Annotated in this window: 23 protein-coding genes; 12 read left to right on the top strand and 11 right to left on the bottom strand. The window is 64.1% G+C overall.

Annotated features, from left to right (window positions below):
- Window positions 1-119: 119 nt before the first annotated feature.
- Both NKI58_RS00550 and NKI58_RS00545 read left to right on the top strand, forming a co-directional pair.
- Complete coding sequence (locus tag NKI58_RS00550) at window positions 120-938, top strand: antibiotic biosynthesis monooxygenase (RefSeq protein ID WP_352783431.1); 819 nt, start codon at window positions 120-122, stop codon at window positions 936-938.
- A gap of 150 nt (window positions 939-1088) precedes the next feature.
- Window positions 1089-1826, top strand: coding sequence for an SDR family NAD(P)-dependent oxidoreductase (locus NKI58_RS00545; RefSeq protein WP_352853023.1), 738 nt, complete (start codon window positions 1089-1091; stop codon window positions 1824-1826).
- Between the two features lie 94 nt (window positions 1827-1920).
- Here NKI58_RS00545 and NKI58_RS00540 read toward each other — a convergent pair whose 3' ends face one another.
- The 5 genes from NKI58_RS00540 to NKI58_RS00520 all read right to left on the bottom strand — a co-directional run bounded on the left by NKI58_RS00540 (window position 1921) and on the right by NKI58_RS00520 (window position 6494).
- Window positions 1921-2127: a sugar phosphorylase gene (locus NKI58_RS00540; RefSeq protein ID WP_352621672.1), complete on the bottom strand. Its 207-nt coding sequence runs from the start codon at window positions 2125-2127 to the stop codon at window positions 1921-1923.
- Between the two features lie 182 nt (window positions 2128-2309).
- Window positions 2310-2786 (bottom strand): hypothetical protein, encoded by a 477-nt coding sequence (locus tag NKI58_RS00535; protein WP_352621674.1) that lies wholly within the window; start codon window positions 2784-2786, stop codon window positions 2310-2312.
- 208 nt (window positions 2787-2994) lie between these two features.
- Window positions 2995-3600: a hypothetical protein gene (locus NKI58_RS00530; RefSeq protein ID WP_502896889.1), complete on the bottom strand. Its 606-nt coding sequence runs from the start codon at window positions 3598-3600 to the stop codon at window positions 2995-2997.
- A 213-nt stretch (window positions 3601-3813) separates the two neighbouring features.
- Complete coding sequence (locus NKI58_RS00525; RefSeq protein ID WP_352783438.1) at window positions 3814-5094, bottom strand: GNAT family N-acetyltransferase; 1281 nt, start codon at window positions 5092-5094, stop codon at window positions 3814-3816.
- On the bottom strand, window positions 5094-6494 hold the full coding sequence (locus tag NKI58_RS00520; protein ID WP_352577177.1) for a lipopolysaccharide biosynthesis protein: 1401 nt from the start codon (window positions 6492-6494) through the stop codon (window positions 5094-5096). Before NKI58_RS00520 ends, NKI58_RS00525 begins: the two co-directional genes overlap by 1 nt.
- A gap of 271 nt (window positions 6495-6765) precedes the next feature.
- Between NKI58_RS00520 and NKI58_RS00515 the strand changes: the two genes are divergently transcribed.
- Complete coding sequence (locus tag NKI58_RS00515) at window positions 6766-6951, top strand: hypothetical protein (protein ID WP_031194557.1); 186 nt, start codon at window positions 6766-6768, stop codon at window positions 6949-6951.
- Window positions 6952-7170: 219 nt separating this feature from the next.
- Window positions 7171-7299, top strand: a complete 129-nt coding sequence (locus NKI58_RS00510) for a hypothetical protein (RefSeq protein WP_352633884.1) — start codon at window positions 7171-7173, stop codon at window positions 7297-7299.
- A 150-nt stretch (window positions 7300-7449) separates the two neighbouring features.
- Here NKI58_RS00510 and NKI58_RS00505 read toward each other — a convergent pair whose 3' ends face one another.
- From NKI58_RS00505 to NKI58_RS00495, 3 genes are all read right to left on the bottom strand, one after another.
- On the bottom strand, window positions 7450-7950 hold the full coding sequence (locus NKI58_RS00505; protein WP_352633882.1) for a hypothetical protein: 501 nt from the start codon (window positions 7948-7950) through the stop codon (window positions 7450-7452).
- Window positions 7951-8112: 162 nt separating this feature from the next.
- Window positions 8113-8334 carry a hypothetical protein gene (locus NKI58_RS00500; RefSeq protein WP_352471339.1) on the bottom strand — a complete coding sequence of 74 codons (222 nt, stop codon included), beginning with the start codon at window positions 8332-8334 and terminating at the stop codon, window positions 8113-8115.
- 67 nt (window positions 8335-8401) lie between these two features.
- The gene (locus tag NKI58_RS00495; protein WP_352783442.1) at window positions 8402-8674 is read right to left on the bottom strand and encodes a DUF4242 domain-containing protein; all 273 of its coding nucleotides are present in this window, start codon (window positions 8672-8674) and stop codon (window positions 8402-8404) included.
- Between the two features lie 142 nt (window positions 8675-8816).
- Here NKI58_RS00495 and NKI58_RS00490 point away from each other — a divergent pair, with 142 nt between their 5' ends.
- Window positions 8817-11471 carry an ATP-binding protein gene (locus NKI58_RS00490; RefSeq protein WP_352824331.1) on the top strand — a complete coding sequence of 885 codons (2655 nt, stop codon included), beginning with the start codon at window positions 8817-8819 and terminating at the stop codon, window positions 11469-11471.
- Window positions 11472-11633: 162 nt separating this feature from the next.
- On the opposite strand, the gene secA is transcribed toward NKI58_RS00490, so the two are convergent.
- The gene (secA, locus tag NKI58_RS00485; protein ID WP_352853021.1) at window positions 11634-14366 is read right to left on the bottom strand and encodes a preprotein translocase subunit SecA; all 2733 of its coding nucleotides are present in this window, start codon (window positions 14364-14366) and stop codon (window positions 11634-11636) included.
- 253 nt (window positions 14367-14619) lie between these two features.
- Here secA and NKI58_RS00480 point away from each other — a divergent pair, with 253 nt between their 5' ends.
- Entirely contained in the window at window positions 14620-15537 is a 918-nt protein-coding gene (locus NKI58_RS00480; RefSeq protein ID WP_352577165.1) for a peptidylprolyl isomerase, read from the top strand.
- A 43-nt stretch (window positions 15538-15580) separates the two neighbouring features.
- Here NKI58_RS00480 and NKI58_RS00475 read toward each other — a convergent pair whose 3' ends face one another.
- Window positions 15581-16237: a TetR/AcrR family transcriptional regulator gene (locus NKI58_RS00475; protein ID WP_352783657.1), complete on the bottom strand. Its 657-nt coding sequence runs from the start codon at window positions 16235-16237 to the stop codon at window positions 15581-15583.
- Between the two features lie 109 nt (window positions 16238-16346).
- Here NKI58_RS00475 and NKI58_RS00470 point away from each other — a divergent pair, with 109 nt between their 5' ends.
- On the top strand, window positions 16347-16583 hold the full coding sequence (locus NKI58_RS00470) for a putative antibiotic biosynthesis monooxygenase (protein WP_352783454.1): 237 nt from the start codon (window positions 16347-16349) through the stop codon (window positions 16581-16583).
- A 3-nt stretch (window positions 16584-16586) separates the two neighbouring features.
- On the opposite strand, the gene NKI58_RS00465 is transcribed toward NKI58_RS00470, so the two are convergent.
- On the bottom strand, window positions 16587-17813 hold the full coding sequence (locus NKI58_RS00465; protein WP_352783471.1) for a caspase family protein: 1227 nt from the start codon (window positions 17811-17813) through the stop codon (window positions 16587-16589).
- 180 nt (window positions 17814-17993) lie between these two features.
- Between NKI58_RS00465 and argJ the strand changes: the two genes are divergently transcribed.
- From argJ to NKI58_RS00440, 5 genes are all read left to right on the top strand, one after another.
- Window positions 17994-19235 (top strand): bifunctional glutamate N-acetyltransferase/amino-acid acetyltransferase ArgJ, encoded by a 1242-nt coding sequence (gene argJ / locus NKI58_RS00460; RefSeq protein WP_352783474.1) that lies wholly within the window; start codon window positions 17994-17996, stop codon window positions 19233-19235.
- Window positions 19235-20014, top strand: a complete 780-nt coding sequence (locus NKI58_RS00455) for a GNAT family N-acetyltransferase (protein ID WP_352783477.1) — start codon at window positions 19235-19237, stop codon at window positions 20012-20014. The genes argJ and NKI58_RS00455 overlap by 1 nt, the downstream gene beginning before the upstream one ends.
- Window positions 20011-20433 (top strand): (deoxy)nucleoside triphosphate pyrophosphohydrolase, encoded by a 423-nt coding sequence (locus NKI58_RS00450; RefSeq protein WP_023677979.1) that lies wholly within the window; start codon window positions 20011-20013, stop codon window positions 20431-20433. The genes NKI58_RS00455 and NKI58_RS00450 overlap by 4 nt, the downstream gene beginning before the upstream one ends.
- A 127-nt stretch (window positions 20434-20560) precedes the next feature.
- Window positions 20561-20866, top strand: a complete 306-nt coding sequence (locus NKI58_RS00445) for a hypothetical protein (protein WP_023677980.1) — start codon at window positions 20561-20563, stop codon at window positions 20864-20866.
- A 126-nt stretch (window positions 20867-20992) separates the two neighbouring features.
- Window positions 20993-21172, top strand: coding sequence for a Flp family type IVb pilin (locus tag NKI58_RS00440; protein ID WP_352456654.1), 180 nt, complete (start codon window positions 20993-20995; stop codon window positions 21170-21172).
- The last annotated feature ends 24 nt before the right edge of the window (window positions 21173-21196 follow it).

The raw sequence follows: 21196 nt of genomic DNA, 5'->3' as shown, positions 1-21196 counted from the left end.
GCAAGTATGCATTGTACTTGCATGATGCAAGCGACAGAGGTCGAGAGAGCGTCGCTCCACTTCATCGCCCGAGATTTCGGGTGTCCATCAACCAATCAGATCTAGACAGGAGATATGTTATGAAAAAGGAAGAAGATTACACGACGTCATTCGTCGTTAAGCAAAGCCCCGAAGCGGTTTTTGCCGCGGTTGTCAATCCGCGCGCCTGGTGGTCCGAAGATATCGATGGCGATACCAACAAGCTCGGTGCGATATTCTACTATCATTTCAAGGATATCCACCGCGGCACGTTCAAGGTCACGGAGCTTGTGCCCGGCAAGAAGGTCGTCTGGCACGTCGTTCTGAACTACTTCAACTTCGTCAAGGATGCGACCGAGTGGACCGGCACGGACGTGGTCTTCGAGATCGCGCCGACCGAAAAGGGGACCGAGCTGCGTTTCACCCATGTCGGGCTGAAGCCGAGTGAAGAATGCTACGATGTCTGCCATGACTCGTGGCGCTTCTATGTCGCGAGTCTTCGCGACCTGATTTCGACGGGCAAGGGGCAACCCAACAAGGGCGAAGACAACGCCAACCCAACGGTCGTGCCGCAAAGCGAGGATACCCGCACCGCCGAGCGCAAGGCGGCAGGCGATGGCGCCGGGATGATCGTCATGACGACGGCAGCGGCGAAGCCCGGCATCGAAAGCAAGGTGCGGAATGCCCTGCGGGACGTGGCGGGGGCGGCCCGCAAGCAAAGCGGTTGCATCGACTATAGCGTCTTTCGCTCGGAGGCCGAGCCCAACGTTACCATCTGCGTCGAGCGCTGGGCATCGAAGCAGGAGCGCGACGCTTTTCTACGCTCGGCGGACGCGAAGAATTTCGTTTCGGCCATAACCGGCGCCTTCCTGGAGCGGCCTTCGCCGATCTCCTACACGACATTGGAAGTCGGGTCCTAGTTGCAAGGGTTCGCCCGGCGATAGCGCCGGCTGCCCTGGAGCAATGCAACGGGGGAGACGGCGTCCAAGCGTGGGAACAGAAAATCATAGCCTACTTGCATGATGCAAGAACGAATGGCTTGCATTCATGCAAGAGGAGGAGAGATCGCCGTGCCGAAATCGATGGAAGTCACAAACAAAGCCGTTCTCGTGACCGGGGCCAATCGCGGCCTCGGCAAGGCGCTGGTCGAGGAAATATTGAGGCGGGGTGCCAAGCGCGTCTATGCCGGCGCGCGCAAACCGCTCGCCCACGTGGATCGGCGCGTCACGCCGCTGATCCTGGACGTGACCGATGCGGTGCAGATTGGGGCGGCTGTCGAGCGGATCGGGTCTCTCGATATCCTCATCAACAACGCCGGCATCGGGCTCTACGACGATCTTGGCGATCGTGCTGCGCTCGAGCGACACCTCGCTGTCAACCTGCTCGGCTTGCATGGCGTAACCCACGCATTCCTGCCGCTGCTCACGCATTCGCGCGGCGCCGTGGTCAACATCCTGTCGGAAGCGGCTCTCGTTTCCTTCCCGATTATTCCGTCTTACTCACTGTCGAAGGCCGCCGCGTTTTCCATGACGCAATCGCTGCGTGCTCTCGCCGGCGCTCGTGGCGTGAGTGTTCATGCAGTCCTGTCCGGTCCCATAGACACCGACATGAGCAGAGACGCCGATATACCGAAGAGCTCCGCGGAGAGCGTCGCGAAAGGCATCCTGGACGGCATGGCGCGAGGGGAAGAGGAAATCTTCCCTGATCCAAAATCGGCATCCATGGCCGAGAGCTGGCGCGGCAGCGCGTTCAAAGCGCTCGAACGCCAAATGGCGGCTTTCGTCCAAGCCATGCCCGCCAAGCCATAGGCGACCGCCGCCATCGATACGCTGCCAGCATTCGCAATTCAGCACCCCACAGTGGGGCGAACATCATGCTGTTGAACGCAACCTTCCCCGGTTTTCACCAGCGGATCACGATGACTTTCTCGGTCCCGTTGGCGAGTTCGACAGCTTCGGTGCCATCTGGTTTGCGGCTTTGGATTCTGGCGCTCCCGACAGCTTCGATGCCAACAACGTTGACTGCAAAGGCTTCATCGATTTCGGCGGCACAGATCAAGGTGTCCGGCGGCAGGTCCTTTACTTGATCCAACAACTCGCGAAGCTTCATGGTCGAATCTCCTTGGCGATAGCAGGAATGAGCAGCACGCTTTCGCCGCACATTCGGAACCCTGTCCCTTGAGAAAGGTTCCCGATGAGGTGGAGATGCCGCAGAATGGGACGAGCGCGGCGATCCGCCCGTCGCGATGATGTGAACGCGCCGTGCGAAGCATCTGTCTCAAATCCCTGTCCCTAATGCTGCCGGCGCAATTCCTTGTTGATCATGCCGCCCATCGCTAGACCGACCGCCATCACCGCAAAAGTCGCCGCGATAGATCGCTTCGGCAGCACCGTCTCCCAACCTGGCGTCAACCGCTTCGGCACGAAGCCATAATCTGTTGCCGCGGCAATGGCCGCTGCCGCCAACGCATCGCGAAATATCAGAAGCGACGGACGCGGCGGCCTCGAGGCGAGCCATAGTTCGAAGAGGAATGCCCAGAAGATGGAGGAAGCGTGATGCGTGCCATAGCCGACGAGCGTGTGCGCCACGTCACCGCGCCGCACCGACGCGGCCTGTTCGCCGTAGAGCCAGTGGCTGGTCGCATTCGTGGGCTGCAGGGCGCCTTTGCCTTCCCGCCTGGCAAGCAGGGCCAGCGCAGCTGTCGTGGCGAAGCTGACGATCGTACCCGAAACGGCTGCGGACAATCCTGTCTGGATCAGACTTTTCACTTGGTCCTCCGTCGTTTCGCGGTCGGCTCCTTGGAACGCCTTTGTGAATTCGCGGCAGTGTCGTGTGATTGCCAAAACGGCAAAACGAGTCCGAAGTTCCGGGCACGGACTTTTGGTTGGACGTTATCCCAGGAGCGTCCTCCGGGATAACGCCTTTGAAGTCCGGCTGCCTTTCCTCGCAAGCTACGGATCGTACCCTGAGCCGCTATTACATCGGCCCCGGCACCATCTTGGTCGGCTGCTCAGGCATCGGAAACGGATAGTTGTCGCATTTCACGTCCGGGTTCGTCGGGCTGAACATTCCGAGCGGGTTGTCCTTGAACAGCCAGGCGTGAAGGTCGTAGTGGTGGAACTCCTTCGGGATGAGCGGATAATGCCCCTCCATCGGCCCCTGGAATGTCTGGCCGAAGAGCTTCGGCGGCTCCTTTGTGTCCGGCGTCAAGGGCACGAGCCATTCCGCGCCGACCAGGCGCAATTCGCCGCCGACCGGCTCATAGATCAGCACATTGGGGCGCGTCGGATCCGCGGTCGGGCCGACAGTCGTGACGTTGACGAAATGGATGCCCATCGCGCCCTTCGGGTAGTCCATCGCCCCCTCTACCTTTTCGCCGCTGTAGAAGACGCATCCTACCGTTGATAGATAAAGCTCGCGAATGGCAACCTTGTAGTCTTCATACCTGGACAGCGATTTACGCAGGGCATCGATCTCGGCTTTGTCGGGCTCGGCCGCCCGAGGAGTGGCGGCGTTCAGACACGCGCCAACGAGACCTGCCAAGGTGAGGATACCGACACGCCTGAGGTGAGTTGTTTTCATCATGCATTCCTCCCAGATTTTTTTCTTCTGGCCGTGCAGGACCGAGGCGGCAGTGATGCTGGACGCGCGGCCGTAATCGATCGCCTCATCCCGGTTGGGACTGCGTCGATGCTAATCCTTTCCGCTGATCGGGAGAATTAACCCTGACGACCTAGGCCCGAGCGGGCCGACGGTGCGGAGACGGACGGTCGGGCCCACTTTGGACCCCAAGCACTAGCGCCGGCGCAGCAGGCTCCTCATCCGGTTGCGCAGCAGACGCGCCATGTTGCGGGTTTCGCGGTAGAGGTGAAGCTGCGACGCCGCCTGGCGGGCGGGGCGGTCGGCGTCCGGCGTCAGCCCGATCACCAGCGTGCCCATCGGCTTGCGTTCGCTCCACAGCCGGCTCATCACCGGATGGTCGGGCACCGCGCAGGAATCGGTCATCATGATGTTGGGGTCGTCGAGATGCTGCCTGGTCACCTCGATCATCAGCAGCGTGCCCGGCGAATAGGCGGCGAGCGTCTCGTCATAGGCGGTCTTCCAGGTGTAGGCGACGCCGGCCTCGACGAAGACGATCAGGCAGGCGACGGTGCGGCCGTCGAGCGTCAGCGAATGGATGCGGCAGAGATCCTGCTCGGCCAGCCGGTGCACCGCTTCGCGGGCGAAGGCGGCGCGGTAGCGGTCGATGGCCATGGCGGTGCGCTCGCGGCCTTTCCAGCCGGCAGCCTCCAGCGTCAGGAAATTTTCGATGGCGTGGCGGATCTCGTCAGGCCCGCGCGCCACGACATGCTGCAGCCGGCCGAGGTCGGCGAGGCGGCGCTTTAGGCGGCGGAACTCGCGATAATGGTGGGCGCGCAGCGAAGCCTTCAGATATTCCTCGCCGTCGAGCGCGCTTTCGAGCACCGGGCGCTCGGCCTTGCCGGTGGTGACCAGCATCAGGCCGCGCGTTTCGGCGACGCTGGCGAGCAGGCTCGCCACCGGGCCGTCCAGCCTTATGTCGGGCAGCACGAAGACCTTCGGCAGCTTGAGATGCGGCCTGGACAGCATCGCGAAGAAATCCTCGATGACGCCGATCGGATCGTCGCGATCGACCAGCGGCGTGCCGATCGGGCCGAACGGGCTCGACCAGGTGCGCATGACGGGAACGCCGAGCGGCACCATCGGCCGCTCGACCGAGAACGGCACCAGCAGGCGCAGCCGGTTGCGATACTGGTCACCGTCCCGGATGACGGCCAGCCGCACCTCGCGGTCCTCGAGCCTGGGCATGGCCGGCGCCAGGAAGCGCGGATTGAAGAAGACGTTGGACTCGATCGTGCGGGTACAGAGATAGTCGAGCTCCTCGACCAGGTCGAAGCCGGCGGAGGCCGGATAGATGGCAAGCTTGCGCTCGGGCCGGTTGTTGGCGAGGATCTCGACATGGGCGGGATCGGCTTCGCGGGCAAGCCCGGCAAGGCCGGACACCATGGCGCCGGCCGGGCCGCCGCTGGTTTCCTCGAGCAAGGGGACGGCAGCCATCAGGCGGCTCCTTTGGCGGGCACGAAAATGACCATGGCGATGCCGAGCTTGCGCCAGACCGTAAAGGACAGCGCGCCGGCCTCGAAGATCATGGCGAAGACGGTGGCCATCGCCGCGCCCCACAGACCGAAGAGCGGGATCAGCACGACGCTAAGCGCGATGTTGAAGGCCAGCGTCATGGCATAGACGGCGGCACAGATGTTCTGGTTGCCGCTCATGGTGAGCAGGCTTTCGCAAGGGCCGACGGCGGCCCGCGCGACGACGCCGAACACCAGCAGGAACAGCAGCGGATAGCCGGCGGAAAATTCCGGGCCGAACAGGGTCAGCATCGGCTCGCCCAGGGCCAGCACCAGCAGCGCCATCGCCAGCGACGGCCAGAAGGTCCACGACACGGTTTCGCGGGCGAAGGCGGCGAGCTTTTGCGGCTCGCCATGGGTGAACTGCGCATAGCGCTGGGCGACGCCGGCCTTGACCGCGAAATAGACGAAATGCACCAGCGCCAGCGTCTTGACGGTGGCGAAATAGACGGCGACGTCGTTGGGATCGAGATAGGCGCCGACCATCAGCACGTCGGCATTGGTGAGCAGGAAGAAGAAGCTCTCGACCAGGAAGATCGGCAGCGAGACGATGAACCATTGGCCGAAATGCAATTTCATCGGCCCGGCCGGAATCCTTTTGTCGATGCGCGACGTCACGCCGATAAGCTGGCCGAGCGTGGTGGCGTAGGTGGCGGCGATCGCGGCGAAGATCGCGGTCTTGGCGTCCGGCGCATAGCCCGCCAGCAGCATCAGCGCCATGAACGCCAGGATCAGCAGCGGCCGCACCAGGAATGTCGGCGACAGCGCAAACAGCGCCCAGGAATTGGCCCGCGCCAGCCCTTGCAGCAGGTCGGACATGGCGATCATCGGCAGGCAGATGATGCCGAGGATGAACGGCACGACATAATAGTTCTCGATAAAGGGCGACAGTAGCCAGACGCCGAGCGCGCCGAGGCCGGCGATCACCGTCGAGGCAATCAGCACGAACAGCCGGCTGGCCCGCACGATGCCGCGCAATTCGGCTAGCATGCCGCGCTCGCGATATTCGGGAATGAAGCGGATGATCGAGGTGTGGAAGCCGAGGCAGGCGAGATTGCCGACGATGACCATCGTCACCCACACGAGCACGAAAATGCCGTATTCGAACGACCCCATCCAGCGCGCCATCAAAACCTGGCTGACGAAGGCGATGACGGCGCTGACGATGCGGACCGAAAAGGCGATCAGCGACATGCGGCCGGCCTCGCCGCGCGCGCCGGCGCTGAACAGGACGGCATCGATCAGGCCAAGCAGCGGCCTTATGCGCAGCGCAACGCGCTGCGGCAGGAACCGCCCGGCTGTCGTCGCCGCGGAAAAGCGCACCCGATACTCTCCGTTTTCCGCCAATTTACAGGGGTTGGGTGTAGCGGAGACACATTAAGAAACGGTTGGGTGAGCTTTCCTTCGCCCCGTCTCTATACGGGGAGAAGGTGCCGGCAGGCGGATGAGGGGCGGCGCGCTGCTCATATTCATCATTCGCGCAACCCTTTACCCCGCTCGGTAGTGTCTCAGTTTGAAATACGCGGAAGCGCCTATCCCGTTTGCCCCATATGCGAAAACGCCTATATGCTTAGCGGAAAGCATGGCAGCAACAATGGTCTACACTGTCATCTGGTATGGAAGACAGGGCATCGTCGACAAGGTGATCTTCGACGACGAGAAGACCGCGAAAGATCATGCAACCTCCATGTTCCAAACCCGAAAGGGTGACGATGGAATCGTGTCCGTTGAAGTTCGTAAGGACAACGGCGCTGTCGTTTTTAGCCATGCGGAGAACTAGGAGTGCCCACCGGACCTAAGGCCAGAAGCGCCCCGCCGACGTGATCGGCAACGCCGTCCGCGTCCTGCGCATTGCGACAGGCGAGGAAGCTGACGATGTGATTGACGACGGCAAGGACCCCACTGCCAAGGCCCTTGGCGCAGAGCGGAAAGAAGCGGGCCGAGAATATGACGCCAGAGCGTCGCGCTGAGATCGCGCGCAAGGCGGCGGAAGGCTGCCTTGGATCAGGACAGCACCCGGCTCTACTGCAAGATCGTGCCACAGATGGTGCCTTGGCTGCCGGAGGAAGAAGCTGCGCAGCTGAAGTTCGCGTTCGAAGCCGAAATGGAGCGGCTGAAGGCGGCTTAAGCACTGACGCCGGCGGGACAGCGCCCCCCTCTGGCCTGCCGGCCATCTCCCCCTCGGGTGGGGAGATTGGCTAATCGCGAACGCTAGCGCTGCCCCTCATCCGCCCTTCGGGCACCTTCTCCCCGTATAGTGACGAGGAGAAGGAAGAGGCTACATACCCTTCATCGCATCGCACGACACGTTCGGGTTCATATCCGCGAACGCGCCGGTCGGGTTGCCCTTCCAGGCCCAGACATGCAGCTCGTAGAACGGACCGAGGCCATAGCGATTGGGCGCGCTGTTGAAGTTGAACAGATGCCCATCGAGCGAGGCCGGGCCTTTCGAGGTGATGTATTCGACCGCGATCAGTTTTAGCGTCCCGTCGGCCGCCGGCTCGTACATCACCGCTTCAGGCTTGGCGACATCGACAGCGTCATCCTTGAGGTAGCCCGGATTGACGTAGTGGATGCCCATGGCGCCGCCGGTGATGCCGCTGGCGCAGGGAATCGGCGCATAGCCCTCGGCGGTTGCCGCCGCCACATTCTCGAAGCGGCTGTTGGCCGCGCGTACCATGTCGGCCAGCGGATTGCCGTCCTTTGCCTGGGCCGCGGTGGCGGCGATCGACAGGATGGCCAGGGCGGCAAGGCGCCCGGTGCAAAGATTGATGTTCATGTTCTCTCCGGTTGTTTGAGGACGCGCACCGAGCGGGTCTGCTCAACGCTGCGGCGTCCGTTGGAATTTTGCGAAACAGGTCGCTCGTCCTGTTTTCATGTCGGCCGCAGTGATGCGGCCGGTTGCACGGCTTGTTTCAGCCCGTCCAAACGGCGCGGCGGCCTAATGGTCCCACCAATAATATTCCCAGTATTCGCGCCGCTGCTCGCGGTCGGGCAGTCCGATGTCCTGCCTCAGATAATCGTCTTGCGGGGGCAGCCGGCGCCGCCTGCCCAGCAGACGCGAAGGCAGCGCCGCCGCGATCCGCCATAGACGGCCAAGCAGGGAACCGCCGGGGTTTCCCACGACAGGCGCCGGTTCGCCGACCGGCATGCCATCAGGCATGTCGCAATTGCCGCGAATGGCAGTTTGATACTCATCCTTTTGTCCGCCACTTGGGGTTTGCCTGCCATCAACGGTAAAAGTAGGGGTCAAGAACCCGCACCTCCGTGATCTTGTCGACACGCAGCGAATTCTTCTGGGCGGTGCTGCGGATCGCCTCGGGCGAGGGCGCGTCGTAGATGCAGAAGCTGCGCTTCTTGTCCGGCGACACGTAGGACTGCAGCCAGGTAACGCCCTTTTCGGCATTGCGCATGACGACACCGCCCAGCGCGTCGGCGCCGGCTTCGTTCATCGGCACGTTGAGGCCGTCCGGGAATGTGCGTTCGATCAGATAGCGAGGCATGGAAGCCTTCCTTTCTCCAGTGGGGCACGCCCGGTTTGAGCGCGGCTCGACATTGATCACGACCGGCAAGAGCGCACATCGGAGCCTTTCCCCATTTTTGGCGGGACGATTCCCTATGTTGGCAGCGTTATGGACGGGGGATATGTTGGCGGGTCCATCGCGGGTCCGCCTGTTCGGCGAACTCGATCTGCGTGAGCGAATGATGCTTCTGGAACGGCAGGCACAGCTGGAGCGACTCGACGGGCTGCTGGCCGATGCCGGGCGCGGCCGTGGCTGCGTCGCGGTGCTTGCTGGCGAGGCCGGGGCCGGCAAGACCGCGCTTGTCGAGGCCTTCATCGACCGGACTGCGCAAGCCACGCGCATATTCCGCAGCGCCTGCGAGGATCTGTCGATACCCGATCCGCTCGGGCCGCTTTACGATCTGGCGCGGGACGCGCAATGGGCGCTGCCGCAGGCGATCGATCATCGGCAAGGACAGAGGCTGCCGCTGTTTTCGGATGCGCTCGAAATCTTCGAGACGAAGGCGCAGCCGACCCTGCTGGTAATCGAGGACTTGCACTGGGCCGATGATGCGACGCTCGATTTCGTCCGCTTTCTCGGCCGGCGCATCGCCAACAGGCATCTCTTGCTGCTGCTGACGGCGCGCACCGATCGCAGCGAGGGACAGATGCGGGTGCGCCGCGCGCTCGGCGAGATACCGGCAGGCAGCGTCGCGCGCATCGACGTGCCGCTGCTCAGCGAGGCAGCGGTGCTGTCGCTGGCCGAGGCGGCGGGGCGCGATGGCGATGCCATCTACCGGGCGACGGCGGGCAACGCCTTTTTCGTCACCGAGCTGTTGTGCAGCGGATGCGAGGAAAAAACGGCGCTGCCGGCAAGCGTGCGCGACGCGGTTCTGGCGCGGGCCGAGCGCCTGTCGGCCGGCGCCCGCGCGATGCTCGACGCGGTGTCGGTGTTCCCGCGCCGGGCCGACGCCTGGGCGTTGCAAGGCCTGTGCGGCGTCGCCAGCGCCGGCCAGCTTGCCGAATGCGTCGCCAACGGCCTGTTGGAGGATCAGGGCGACGGCTATGCGTTCCGGCACGAGATCGCCCGCCGCGCCATCGAAGCGATGTTGACGACGAGCCACCGGCGGCAGTTCAACCAGCGCGCGCTGGCCGCCCTGCTCGAAAACGGCGAGGTTTCCACCGGCCGCCTGGTGCATCACGCGGTGGAGGCGCACAATCTGCAGGCAGTGCGCGAGCTGGCCCCGGTTGCGGCGCGCGAGGCCTCCCGCGTCGGCGCCCATCGCGATGCGGCCGGCTTCTATGAAGCCGTGTTGCGGCAGGCCGACAGCCTGCCGGTGGAGGAGCGCACGGCGCTCTATGAGAAATATGCCTTCGAGTGCCACCTCATCGGCAAGATCGACGAGGCCATCGCCGCGCAGGACCAGGCGCGCCGGCTGCATCAGGCCCAGGGGAATACGGGGAAGGAAGGGGATTGCCTCAGATGGCTGTCGCGCTTTGCCTACCTGCTTGGCGACCGCATGGCTGCCGATGCCCTTGGCGAGCAGGCGGTTCAGCTGCTGGAGGCCGCGCCGGCCGGGCCGGAACTCGCCATGGCCTATTCCAACCTCTCGCAACTGGCGATGCTGGCCGAAAGGCTCGACGACACGCTGCGGCTCGGCAACAAGGCGATTGCGCTCGCCGAACAACTGAACCGGCCCGACATCGTCTGCCACGCGCTCAACAATGTCGGCAGCGCCGAGCAGTGGCTGGATCTGGCAAACGGACGGCTGCACCTTGCCCGCAGCCTGGAGATCGCGCTGGAGCAGAATTTTCAGGAACATGCGGCGCGCGCCTTCACCAACAGCGCCTGCAGCGAGATGAACCAGCTCGGCTTCGCTGACGCGCGGTCGTTCCTCGATCGCGGCATCAACTATTGCGTCGAAAACGACCTCGTCACCTGGCGCGACTATATGCGCGGCGTGCTGGCGCAGCTGCTGCTGCGCCAGGGGCAATGGGAAGAGGCTGCCGCCGAGGCACTCGAGGTGATCGCCAACGAGCAGGCGACGATGCTGGTCCGCCATCCCGCCGTGGTGGCGATGGCAAAGCTGCGCGTGCGGCGCGGCGATCCTTCCGCCGAGCCGCTGCTTGCCGAAATGGCGCGGTTCCTCGAAAAGGGATCGGAATTGCAGCGGCTGGCGCCCTATGCGGCACTGATGGCCGAGCGGGCATGGCTTGGCCAGGGCGACCGGGAGGAGGCGTTCGGCCTGATCGCGCTGGCCGAGAGCCTGTCGACGACACGGGCGGTCTTCGGCGAGCTGGCGATGTGGCGGCAGAAGCTGGCGCCGGACCTCGATCCCGGCGACACCATCGGCATGGCCGCGCCCTACCGGCTGCTGCTCGCCGGCGACTGGCAGGCGGCGGCAGAACTATGGGCCGAGATGAACGCGCCCTACGAACGCGGGCTGGCGTTGGCAGAGGGCGACGAGACCGCACAGCGCTCGGCACTGGAGATTTTTGAGAGCCTCGGCGCCAGGCCCGTCGCCGTTCACCTGCGCGACACCATGCGGCGCAACGGGGTCAACCGTATTGCAAGGGGGCCGCGCCAAACGACGCGTGCCAATCGTGCCGGCCTGACCCAGCGCCAGATGGAGGTGCTGCAACTGATCGAGCGCGGGTTCTCCAACAAGCGGATTGCCGAGCAGCTGACAATTTCGCCGAAGACGGTCGATCACCACGTCTCGGCGGTTCTGGGCAAGCTGGAAGCGGTTTCGCGGGGTGAGGCGACGGCCGCGGCACGCGATTCAGGGCTGATTTGAGAAGCGAATAAATCAAAGGCCGGCGACCCTTCGCGCCCCCCTCTGGCCTGCCGGCCATCTCCCCCTCAGGTGGGGAGATTGGCTAATCGCGAACGCTAGCGCTGCCCCTCACCCGCCCTTCGGGCACCTTCTCCCCGTGAACGGGGAGAAGGAAGGTGGCGCTTACGCAAACGCCCCATGGCAATGCTTGTATTTCTTGCCCGAACCACAGGGGCAAGCCTCGTTGCGGCCGACCTTGCCCCAGGTCGCCGGGTTCTTCGGGTCACGGTCTTCGGGGGCGACGATGGCGTTGGTCTCCTGGCGGACCAGGACGGCCGTCTCGCCGCCTTCGAAATCGTCCTCGCCGGTGAAGCCGTCGATATGGCTGCCGAACATGTCGGGGGCTTCGGGCGGCGGCGCATCGGCCGCCTGGCGGACCAGCTCGACGCGCATCAATTGCGCGGTGACGGCCTGGCGCAGATTGCCCAGCATCGCCTGGAACAGCTCGAACGCCTCGCCCTTGTACTCCTGCAGCGGATCGCGCTGGGCATAGCCGCGGAAGCCGACGACCGAGCGCAGATGGTCGAGATTGACGATGTGCTCGCGCCACAGATGGTCGAGCGTCTGCAGCACCACGGAACGTTCGACATAGGTCATCACGTCGGGGCCGAAACGCTCGGCGCGCTCCTTGGCGGCGGCGTCGGCGGCCTGGCTGACGCGCTCGCGGATGTCGTCCTCGGCGATGCCTTCTTCCTTGACCCAGTCCTCGACCGGCAGATCGAGATTGAGGAATTCGGCGATCTCGGCCTTGAGGCCGGCGACGTTCCACTGCTCGGCATAGGCGTTTTCGGGAATGTTCTTGGCGACGATCTCCTCGATGACGCCTTCGCGCATCTCTGTGATGGTCTCGGACAGGCCCTCGCCGTCCATCAGCTCGATGCGCTGCTCGAACACCACCTTGCGCTGGTCGTTGGAGACGTCGTCATATTTCAACAGGTTCTTGCGGATGTCGAAGTTGCGCGCCTCGACCTTCTTCTGCGCCTTTTCCAGCGCCTTGTTGATCCAGGGGTGGATGATCGCCTCGTCTTCCTTGAGGCCGAGCTTCTGCAGCATGCCGTCCATGCGCTCGGAGCCGAAGATGCGCATCAGGTCGTCCTGCAGCGACAGGAAGAACTTCGAGCGGCCGGGGTCACCCTGGCGGCCCGAGCGGCCGCGCAACTGGTTGTCGATGCGGCGCGATTCATGGCGTTCGGTGGCGAGCACGTAGAGGCCGCCGGCGGCGAGCGCCTTTTCCTTCAGCCGGGCGATGTCGTCGCGGATTTCCTTTTCCCTCGCCTCGCGCTCGGGGCCGGCCGGCATGTCGCCAAGCTCGTCGGCGATGCGCATGTCGGCATTGCCGCCGAGCTGGATGTCGGTGCCGCGGCCGGCCATGTTGGTGGCGATGGTGATGGCGCCGGGCTTGCCGGCCTGGGCGACGATCGCCGCCTCGCGCTCGTGGTGGCGGGCGTTCAGCACCTCGAAATCCTTAAAACCTTCCTTGCGCAGGCGTTCGGCCAGCTGCTCGGACTTCTCGATGGAAGTCGTGCCGACCAGCGTCGGCTGACCCTTGGCGCGGGCTTCTTTGATCTCCTTGACGATCGCCTTGTATTTCTCCTCGACCGTCCGGTAGACCTCGTCGTCTTCGTCAATGCGGATGACCGGCAGGTTGGTCGGGATCTCGGTGACGTCGAGATTGTAGATGTTGGCGAATTCCTCGGCCTCGGTCAGCGCCGTGCCGGTCATGCCGGCGAGCTTCTTGTAGAGGCGGAAATAGTTCTGGAAGGTGACCGAGGCGAGCGTCTGGTTCTCCGGCTGGATCGCCACATGCTCCTTGGCTTCGAGCGCCTGGTGCAGGCCCTCCGAATAGCGGCGGCCGGGCATCATGCGGCCGGTGAACTCGTCGATTATGACGATCTCGCCGTTGCGCACGATATAGTCCTTGTCCCGCTGGAACAGCCGGTGCGCCTTCAGCGCGTTGTTGACGTGGTGGACGATGGCGACGTTCTCGACGTCGTAGAGCGACTCGCCCTTGAGCAAGCCGGCATCGCGCAGCATGTTCTCCAGCTTCTCGGTGCCTTCCTCGGTGAAGATCGAGGTCTTTTGCTTCTCGTCGATCTCGTAGTCCTGCGGCTGCAGCTGGATGATGAAGGTGTCGATAGTATTGTACATTTCCGAACGGTCCTCGAGCGGACCGGAAATGATCAGCGGCGTGCGGGCTTCGTCGACCAGGATGGAATCGACCTCGTCGACGATGGCGTAGCTGTGTCCGCGCTGCACCATCTGGGCGCGCTCGTACTTCATGTTGTCGCGCAGATAGTCGAAGCCAAGCTCGTTGTTGGTGGCGTAGGTGACGTCGGCGGCGTAGGCGACGCGGCGCTCCTCGTCGGACAGGCCATGGACGATGACGCCGACTTTGAGGCCGAGGAATTTGTAGACGCGGCCCATCCATTCGGAGTCGCGCGTGGCCAGGTAATCGTTGACCGTGACGACATGGACGCCGTTGCCGGCGAGCGCGTTGAGGTAGACCGGCAACGTCGCCACCAGCGTCTTGCCTTCGCCGGTGCGCATCTCGGCGATGCCGCCATTGTGCAGCACCATGCCGCCGATCAGCTGCACGTCGAACGGCCGCATGCCGAGCACGCGGCGGGCGGCCTCACGCACGGTGGCGAAGGCCGGCACCAGGAGGTCGTCGAGACTGGCGCCGTTGGCGATGTCCTGGCGGAATTTGTCCGTGCGGGCCTGAAGCTCGGCGTCGGAAAGCGCCCGCATCTCGTTTTCCATGGCATTAATCGCCTCGACGCGCGGCCGGGTCGATTTGACCCGACGATCGTTGGAGGAGCCGAAAACCTTACGGGCGAGACCGCCGAGACTGACCATCCAATGGCCCTTTCGATAGCATTCCAAGTCATTGCGACGGGCGCCGGCCGGCCCCCATCAAATGCGCGTGAACGCGGACAAACGCAAAAAGCGCCCGGAAAACGGTTCTGGACGCAAAGTCGTTGGACAGATAAGAGGGGGCTCATTCGATGTCAACGCCGCGCCCGCCCTGTCGACCGCGCCAAATTCCGCCACAATCCTGCTGGTCTGGAAGCCATTCCGCTCTAGCTACCCCGCTTTGGAGATAACCGTAATGTCAGTATTGTTCCGCCGCGCGTCGCTCGCCAGCCTTGGTCTGGCATTCGGGCTATCGGCCCTCTCGCTGTCGCCGCTGATGGCGCAGGAAGCCGCCCCTGCCCAGCCGGCGGCACCCGCCCCGGCAGCCAAGCCGGTCGATCCGAACGCCGTGGTCGCCACCATCAACGGCCAGACGCTGACCGAGGCAGACCTTGGGCTTGCCGAGGGCGAGCTGTCGCAGCAGTTCGCGCAGCTTCCGCCCGAGCAGCGCCGCGCCGCGGCGCTGTCGGCGGCGATCGAAATCCGCGTGATGGCGGCTCAGGCGGTGACCACCGGCCTCGACAAGGATCCCGACTTCCAGCGCCGCATGGCCTTCCTGCAGCAGCGCGCGCTGCATGGCGAAATGGTCGAGAAGGGCGTCGTCGACAAGGTTACCGATGCCGAGGTCCGCGCCCGCTACGACCAGGAAATTGCCAACACGCCGCCCACCAACGAGGTGCACGCCCGTCACATCCTCGTGAAGACGAAGGAAGAGGCAGACGCCATCATCAAGCAGCTCGACGGCGGCGCCGACTTCCAGAAGCTTGCCAACGAGCACACCAGCGATCCGAGCGGCAAGACCAGCGGCGGCGATCTCGGCTGGTTCGGACCTGGCCAGATGGTGCCGGAATTCGACAAGGCGGTATTTGCGCTGGCGGTCGGCAAATACACCGAGCAGCCGGTGCAGTCGCAGTTCGGCTGGCACGTCATCAAGGTCGAGGACAAGCGCACCAAGCAGCCGCCGGCCTTCGACCAGGTCAAGGACCAGGCCCGCCAGGCGGTCATCCGCGACAAGTATTTCGCGCTGGTCAAGTCGCTGCGCGCCAACGCCAAGGTCGACATCCCGGATGCGAACCTGAAGAAGACGGTCGACGCACTGGAAAGCGCCAAATAGGGCTAGATTGAGCTACGGCAGGGCGCTTGCCGCCCTGTTGCTTCTATTTGGGGGCGCGACCGATGATGCGTCGACGCCGCCGCCGGATCGGCGTGGCGTCGCCGGCATCCTCAGCGACTATGCCTTTCAAGACATAGCCGACCGCCCTGCGCAGCGTCGCTTCGTCCTCGTCCAGGCGGTTCGTCAGAAGATGCGTCCAGGCGAACGAGGCGATCAGGTCGGCGACGACAGTGGCATCGACATCGGCTGCCACCTCTCCCCTTGCCTTGGCGCGTTCGACCATCTGGCCGGTATGGACACGACGCCCTCTTGCGTATTCGGCTAGAGCGGCGGCCGCGTTTTCATCCGACTGCGCTTCGGCAATCAGCGATCGGAACACGCTGCCCGACGATGTGTCGCGCCAGTGCGCGAACAAGCTCTTCAGGAAGCCGACGAGATCCTCCTCGAGCTTCCCGGTATCGGGATTGTCGACGCGCTTTTGCCGCTGGTAAACGTCGAGCAGCAAGGCGGCCTTGCTTGGCCACCAGCGATAGATCGTCGGTTTTCCGGCGCGTGCGCGGCGCGCCACCGCCTCGATCGAGAAGCCGGAATAGCCGGCTTCGACCAGCACCGCCTCGGCGGCATCGAGAATGGCATCGGCGCTTTCCGGGCTGCGCCGTGCGCCGGCTGACTTGCGCCCGGGATCGGTGGTTTCGCCCATCTCTTCTTCCTTACCCGCGGTTTCAGCAGCCATCATATACAACTCTTGACGAAACGGAACGATCCGTTTTATATATAACGGAACGTTCCGTAACGATAAGGAGAGTTTGATGCACTCGACCGCCGTGACCCGCTTTTCGCGCCTGCGCTTCGCCGTGCTGGTGCTGCTCGGCGTCTATCCGCTGATCACTGCCATTCTGTACGTGGTTTTTCCGCTGACGCAGGAATGGCAAATCTGGCAGCGTACGCTGGTCATCGCGCCGCTGATGGTCTCGATCATGATCTGGGGGCTGATTCCGGGCGTGCAGCGGGCGTTTCGCGGGTTCATCAACCCAGCGGTCCGCTGATGTTCATTCCAGCGCTTGCGACGTTTCCGACGCAACGCGCCACGCGCCATCGGCCAGCACGAGTTCCAGCGTCACCCGCGCCTTGCCGGTCAGGCGCTGCGCCGATTTGTCCTTCGGCACATAGTCGTAGCGCATGGCGAAAACCACGTCGGCACGGTCCTTGCCGTGCGGCGTCACCTCAAGGCTGCCGGGCTCGAGACCGAACGACCACGATGCCCATTGCGCGAACCAGTCGGTCTTGACCTTGACGATCGCCTCGCTGTCGTAGCGCGTGCCGTAGATGATGGCCGACGAACCGTAGAGCCGCTTGACGGTTTCGCGCATTCTCCTGGCGTCAGGCGCCAGATAGTCCTCGCGCAGGAACTTTTCGATGGCACCCTTGTCGCCGACGGAGCGTTCGAGCGCAGCCACCTGCGACGCGGGGGCCGGGCTGACGGCCGGTTTCGGTTGCTGGGCAATGTCTGCGCCCGGCACGAACTCGAAACGCTCGAGCAGCGATCCCTGCTCCCAGGGACGCTGCGCCTCGCGCGTTGCGGAAACGACGTCGCGGCGCACCGCGATCATCATGTCGTTGATGCTCTGTCCGGGCTCAGCCATATGCCGCAAAAGTGCCGCCGCAAACGGCGAGTTGCGCCCCGTCCCGTCCATTGCGACAGCGCCGGGCGCCGTCGAGAAGGCGATGAACGAGCCGCGCGTCGACTCGAACTGGGCAAGGCCGGCGAGAGCCGTCGCCGAGCGCGTCGTGGCGCTGCGGCTGAGACTTCGGGCAAACGGGTTGTTGCGGCAGGCATCGAGGAAGACCAGGCTGACCTTGGTCTGCTGCTCCATGATGTCGAGGACCTCGTCGATCGGCACCGCCTCGAGCTGCAGCTTGACCGGCATGTCCAGCCTGGCGTCGACCGGCACGATGAAGTTGCGCCCGTCGACCTGCAGGCCGTGGCCGGCATAGTAGAACAGCCCGGCACCGGCACCTTGCAGCGCATCTGAGAATTCGCCGATCTTGCGTTCGAGCTCGCGCTTGCCGAGATCGTTGCCTTCGATCACCTCGAAGCCGATGGCGCGCAGCTTGTCGGCGATGTCGAGCGCATCGTTGACGGGATTGGCCAGCGTGCCGGCTTCGGCGTAGCTGCCGTTGCCGACCACAAGCGCCACGCGCCGCGCCGTCTGCGCATCGGCCCGCAGCAGCAGAAAGCCCAGAAACGCCAGTGCCAAGACCACAAGCCTGCCCATGGGGCAGGATCATAGCGCTATCGGTCGCAGCGACGCCAACAAATTTGCAACAGCCTGCTTGCGGCCGCGGCAGGTGTCAGGCGTCCGGCACCCGTAACGGCTGTGAAAACGCCTTGCGCCGGCGCGTGCTATCGGGCAAACCGGCGTTCCTTTCGCGATTTTTCCCGCCCGGGGTCTTCCATGTCCACACAGGTTTCGCCGCTCGCGCCGAAGAAATATGCCAAGATGCCGGCCATCGAGGGCGTGCGCATCGCCACCGCCGAGGCCGGCATAAAATACAAGAACCGCACCGACTTGCTGGCCATGGTGTTCGACGCCGGCACCACCGTCGCCGGCGTGTTCACCAGGTCGAAATGCCCGTCGGCGCCGGTTGATTTCTGCCGGCAGAACCTCACGGCGGGCAAGGCGCGCGTGCTGGTCGTCAATTCCGGCAACGCCAATGCCTTTACCGGCCAGAAGGGCCGCGCCTCGACGGCACTCACGGGCGAGGTGGCGGCGAAGGCGGCCGGCTGCACAGCGGGCGAGGTATTCCTGGCCTCGACCGGCGTGATCGGCGAACCGCTCGACGCCGGCAAGTTCAGCCATCTGCTGGCCGGGCTGGTCACGGACGGCAAGCCGGACTTGTGGACCGAAGCCGCCAAGGCGATCATGACTACCGACACCTATCCCAAACTGGCGACCGCGACGGTCAAGCTCGGCGATGCCGACGTCACCATCAACGGTATCGCCAAGGGCGCCGGGATGATCGCGCCCGACATGGCGACGATGCTTTCCTTCATCGCCACCGATGCGCCGATCGCAGCACCCGTGCTGCAGGACCTCCTGTCGCGCGGCACGGCCAAGACCTTCAACGCGGTTACCGTCGACAGTGACACCTCGACCAGCGACACGCTGCTGATGTTCGCCACGGGTGCTGCCGCCAGGCGCGGCGCGCCGGCAATTTCCGAACCAAAGGATGCGCGCCTCGGCGCCTTCCGCCGTGCCCTCGGCAAGGTGCTGAAATCGCTGGCACTGCAGGTGGTGCGCGACGGCGAGGGCGCCCGCAAGCAGGTCGAGGTCACCGTCACCGGGGCCAAATCGGCCCGCTCGGCCAAGCGCATCGCGCTGTCGATCGCCAATTCGCCGCTGGTCAAGACGGCAGTCGCCGGCGAGGACGCCAATTGGGGCCGCGTCGTCATGGCCGTCGGCAAGGCCGGCGAACCGGCCGACCGCGACCTTCTGTCGATCTGGTTCGGCGACAACCGCCTGGCCTATCAGGGCGAGCGCGACGCCGCCTATTCCGAGGAGGCGACTTCGGCGTATATGAAGCGCGACGAGATCCGCATCCGCGCCGATATCGGCATCGGCCGCGGCAAGGCGACGGTGTGGACCTGCGATCTCACCAAGGAATATGTCGCCATAAACGGCGATTATCGGAGCTGATGGCGTTGGCTTCCAGACATCCGGCAAGCGTGTTGGCGATCGTGCGCCGCTATGAGGCGGCCGGCTTTCGCGCCTGGCCGGCGGCCGCCGTCCATTATGACGGCACCTGGGTGGTGCGGCTGACGGCCGGCCATCCGGCCAAGCGGCTGAATTCGGTCAATCCGCTCGATCCGGGCGACATCCAGCACATTGCCGAGCGCATCGGTCGCGCCAGCCGTCGGTTCGACGCCTATGGCAGGCCGCTGACCTTTCGCATCTCGCCGCTGTCGGGGCCGGATCTCTCAAAGTACCTCGACGGCGAGGGCTGGAGCATATTCGCGGAGTCGCTGGTCATGCGGCTGCCGCTGGCGGACGCTATGCTCGACGACGCCATGGACCAGATTCCGTTGAGGGACATCAGCCGTTTCATCGGCGCGGCGCTCAAGGTGAGCGGTTCGGATGTGTCGCTGCGGCCCGGCCTGTCGGAGATCATCGGCGCCATCCAGCCGGAGGCCGGGCTGTTTGCGCTGGAGAACGGCAGCGAGCCGCTGGCAACGTTGATCTGCGTGCATGACGGCGACCTTGCCGGCCTGTTCGAGATCGCCACCGACAGGTCGGTGCGCAACCAGGGCCATGGCCGCCATCTCATCCGGTCGGCGCTGAAATGGGCGCGGCTGCGCGGGGCGCGGGAAGCCTGGCTGCAGGTCGAGGCGGACAACGCGCCGGCGCTGGCGCTCTACCGTTCGCTCGGATTCGACGAAGTCTATCGCTATCGCTATCGCCGGCCACCCGGCGCATGAGCGGCTTGGATACGATCGGCAAACGCCTGCTCCTGGTCGCGGCCTGCGCGCTGGTCGATGCCGACGGGCGCGTGCTTTTGGCGCAGCGGCCCGAAGGCAAGCAACTCGCCGGCCTGTGGGAGTTTCCGGGCGGCAAGGTCGAGCCCGGTGAGACGCCGGAACAATGCCTGATCCGCGAATTGTACGAGGAGATCGGCATCGAAACCGACATCCCTTGCCTGGCGCCACTCACCTTCGCCAGCCATTCCTACGATGATTTTCACCTGCTGATGCCGCTATTCGTCTGCCGTCGATTCCGCGGCATTGCCCAGCCGAAGGAAGGCCAGGTGCTGAAATGGGTGCGGCCGCGCCAGATGCGCGATTTTCCAATGCCGCCGGCCGATGCCCCGCTGATCCAGTTCCTCATCGATCTGCTGTAACGGCCGACCTGCCGTAAATCGGGCAGCGCTGCAACGCGCTGGCAGCAGCGTTAATGAAAGATTTATCTGACCGTGAAAAATTGACGCTAGGCGGTTACGCCGATTCCACCGCTGGGGAGCGATTTGCATGAGCCTTGAAAAGGACTGGGACTCGCCTTGGCCCGACCGCCTTCCTGGCGCCGCCAATGCCGGCATGGGAATATTGCGCATCGCCCTCTTGTTCGGCTCGGCCGCGGTGGCTCTGGCCTTGATCGCGACGCCCTACCTCGACAGCCGGACCCGCTCGCAGTTTGCCCGCGACGGGCTTGATACGATGAGCACCGGCTCGATCGGCCAGCGCGATAGCTATACGCTACGCAAGAGCGTGCTGCAGCCGCTGCCCAGTTCGGTCTGCGTTATACGGGCCGATGGCAGAAGCAGCGGCGACTGCTGACTCCTCAACAGATCTCTAGGATTCGGCTGTTTCCTAGAATGCAGCAGGTTCACCGCGCGTTAAGCCTGTCGCATTAACCTTTCTTAACGGGTCGGCGCTAGGTTCGGGCAAGAGGGATGGGCGCCCATGAAAATCTTGCTGCAACGATTTTTAGACGACGAGAGGGGTGCGACGGCTATCGAATATGGTTTGATCGTCGCCGTGCTGTCGCTTGCCATTGTCGCTGGTATTGGCCAGGCTGCCGGCGCCATCCAGTGGTTGTTCAGCGACAACAGCAGCAAGCTTGCCAACGCTTTTGCACAGTGACCCGCTTAGCTTTTGCGTGGGATA

It is taken from the genome of Mesorhizobium sp. M0522 (assembly GCF_040321085.1).
Classification (GTDB): Bacteria; Pseudomonadota; Alphaproteobacteria; order Rhizobiales; family Rhizobiaceae; genus Mesorhizobium.
Note: the sequence above shows the minus strand (reverse complement) of the source record. Positions and strands in the feature narration are given on the sequence as shown.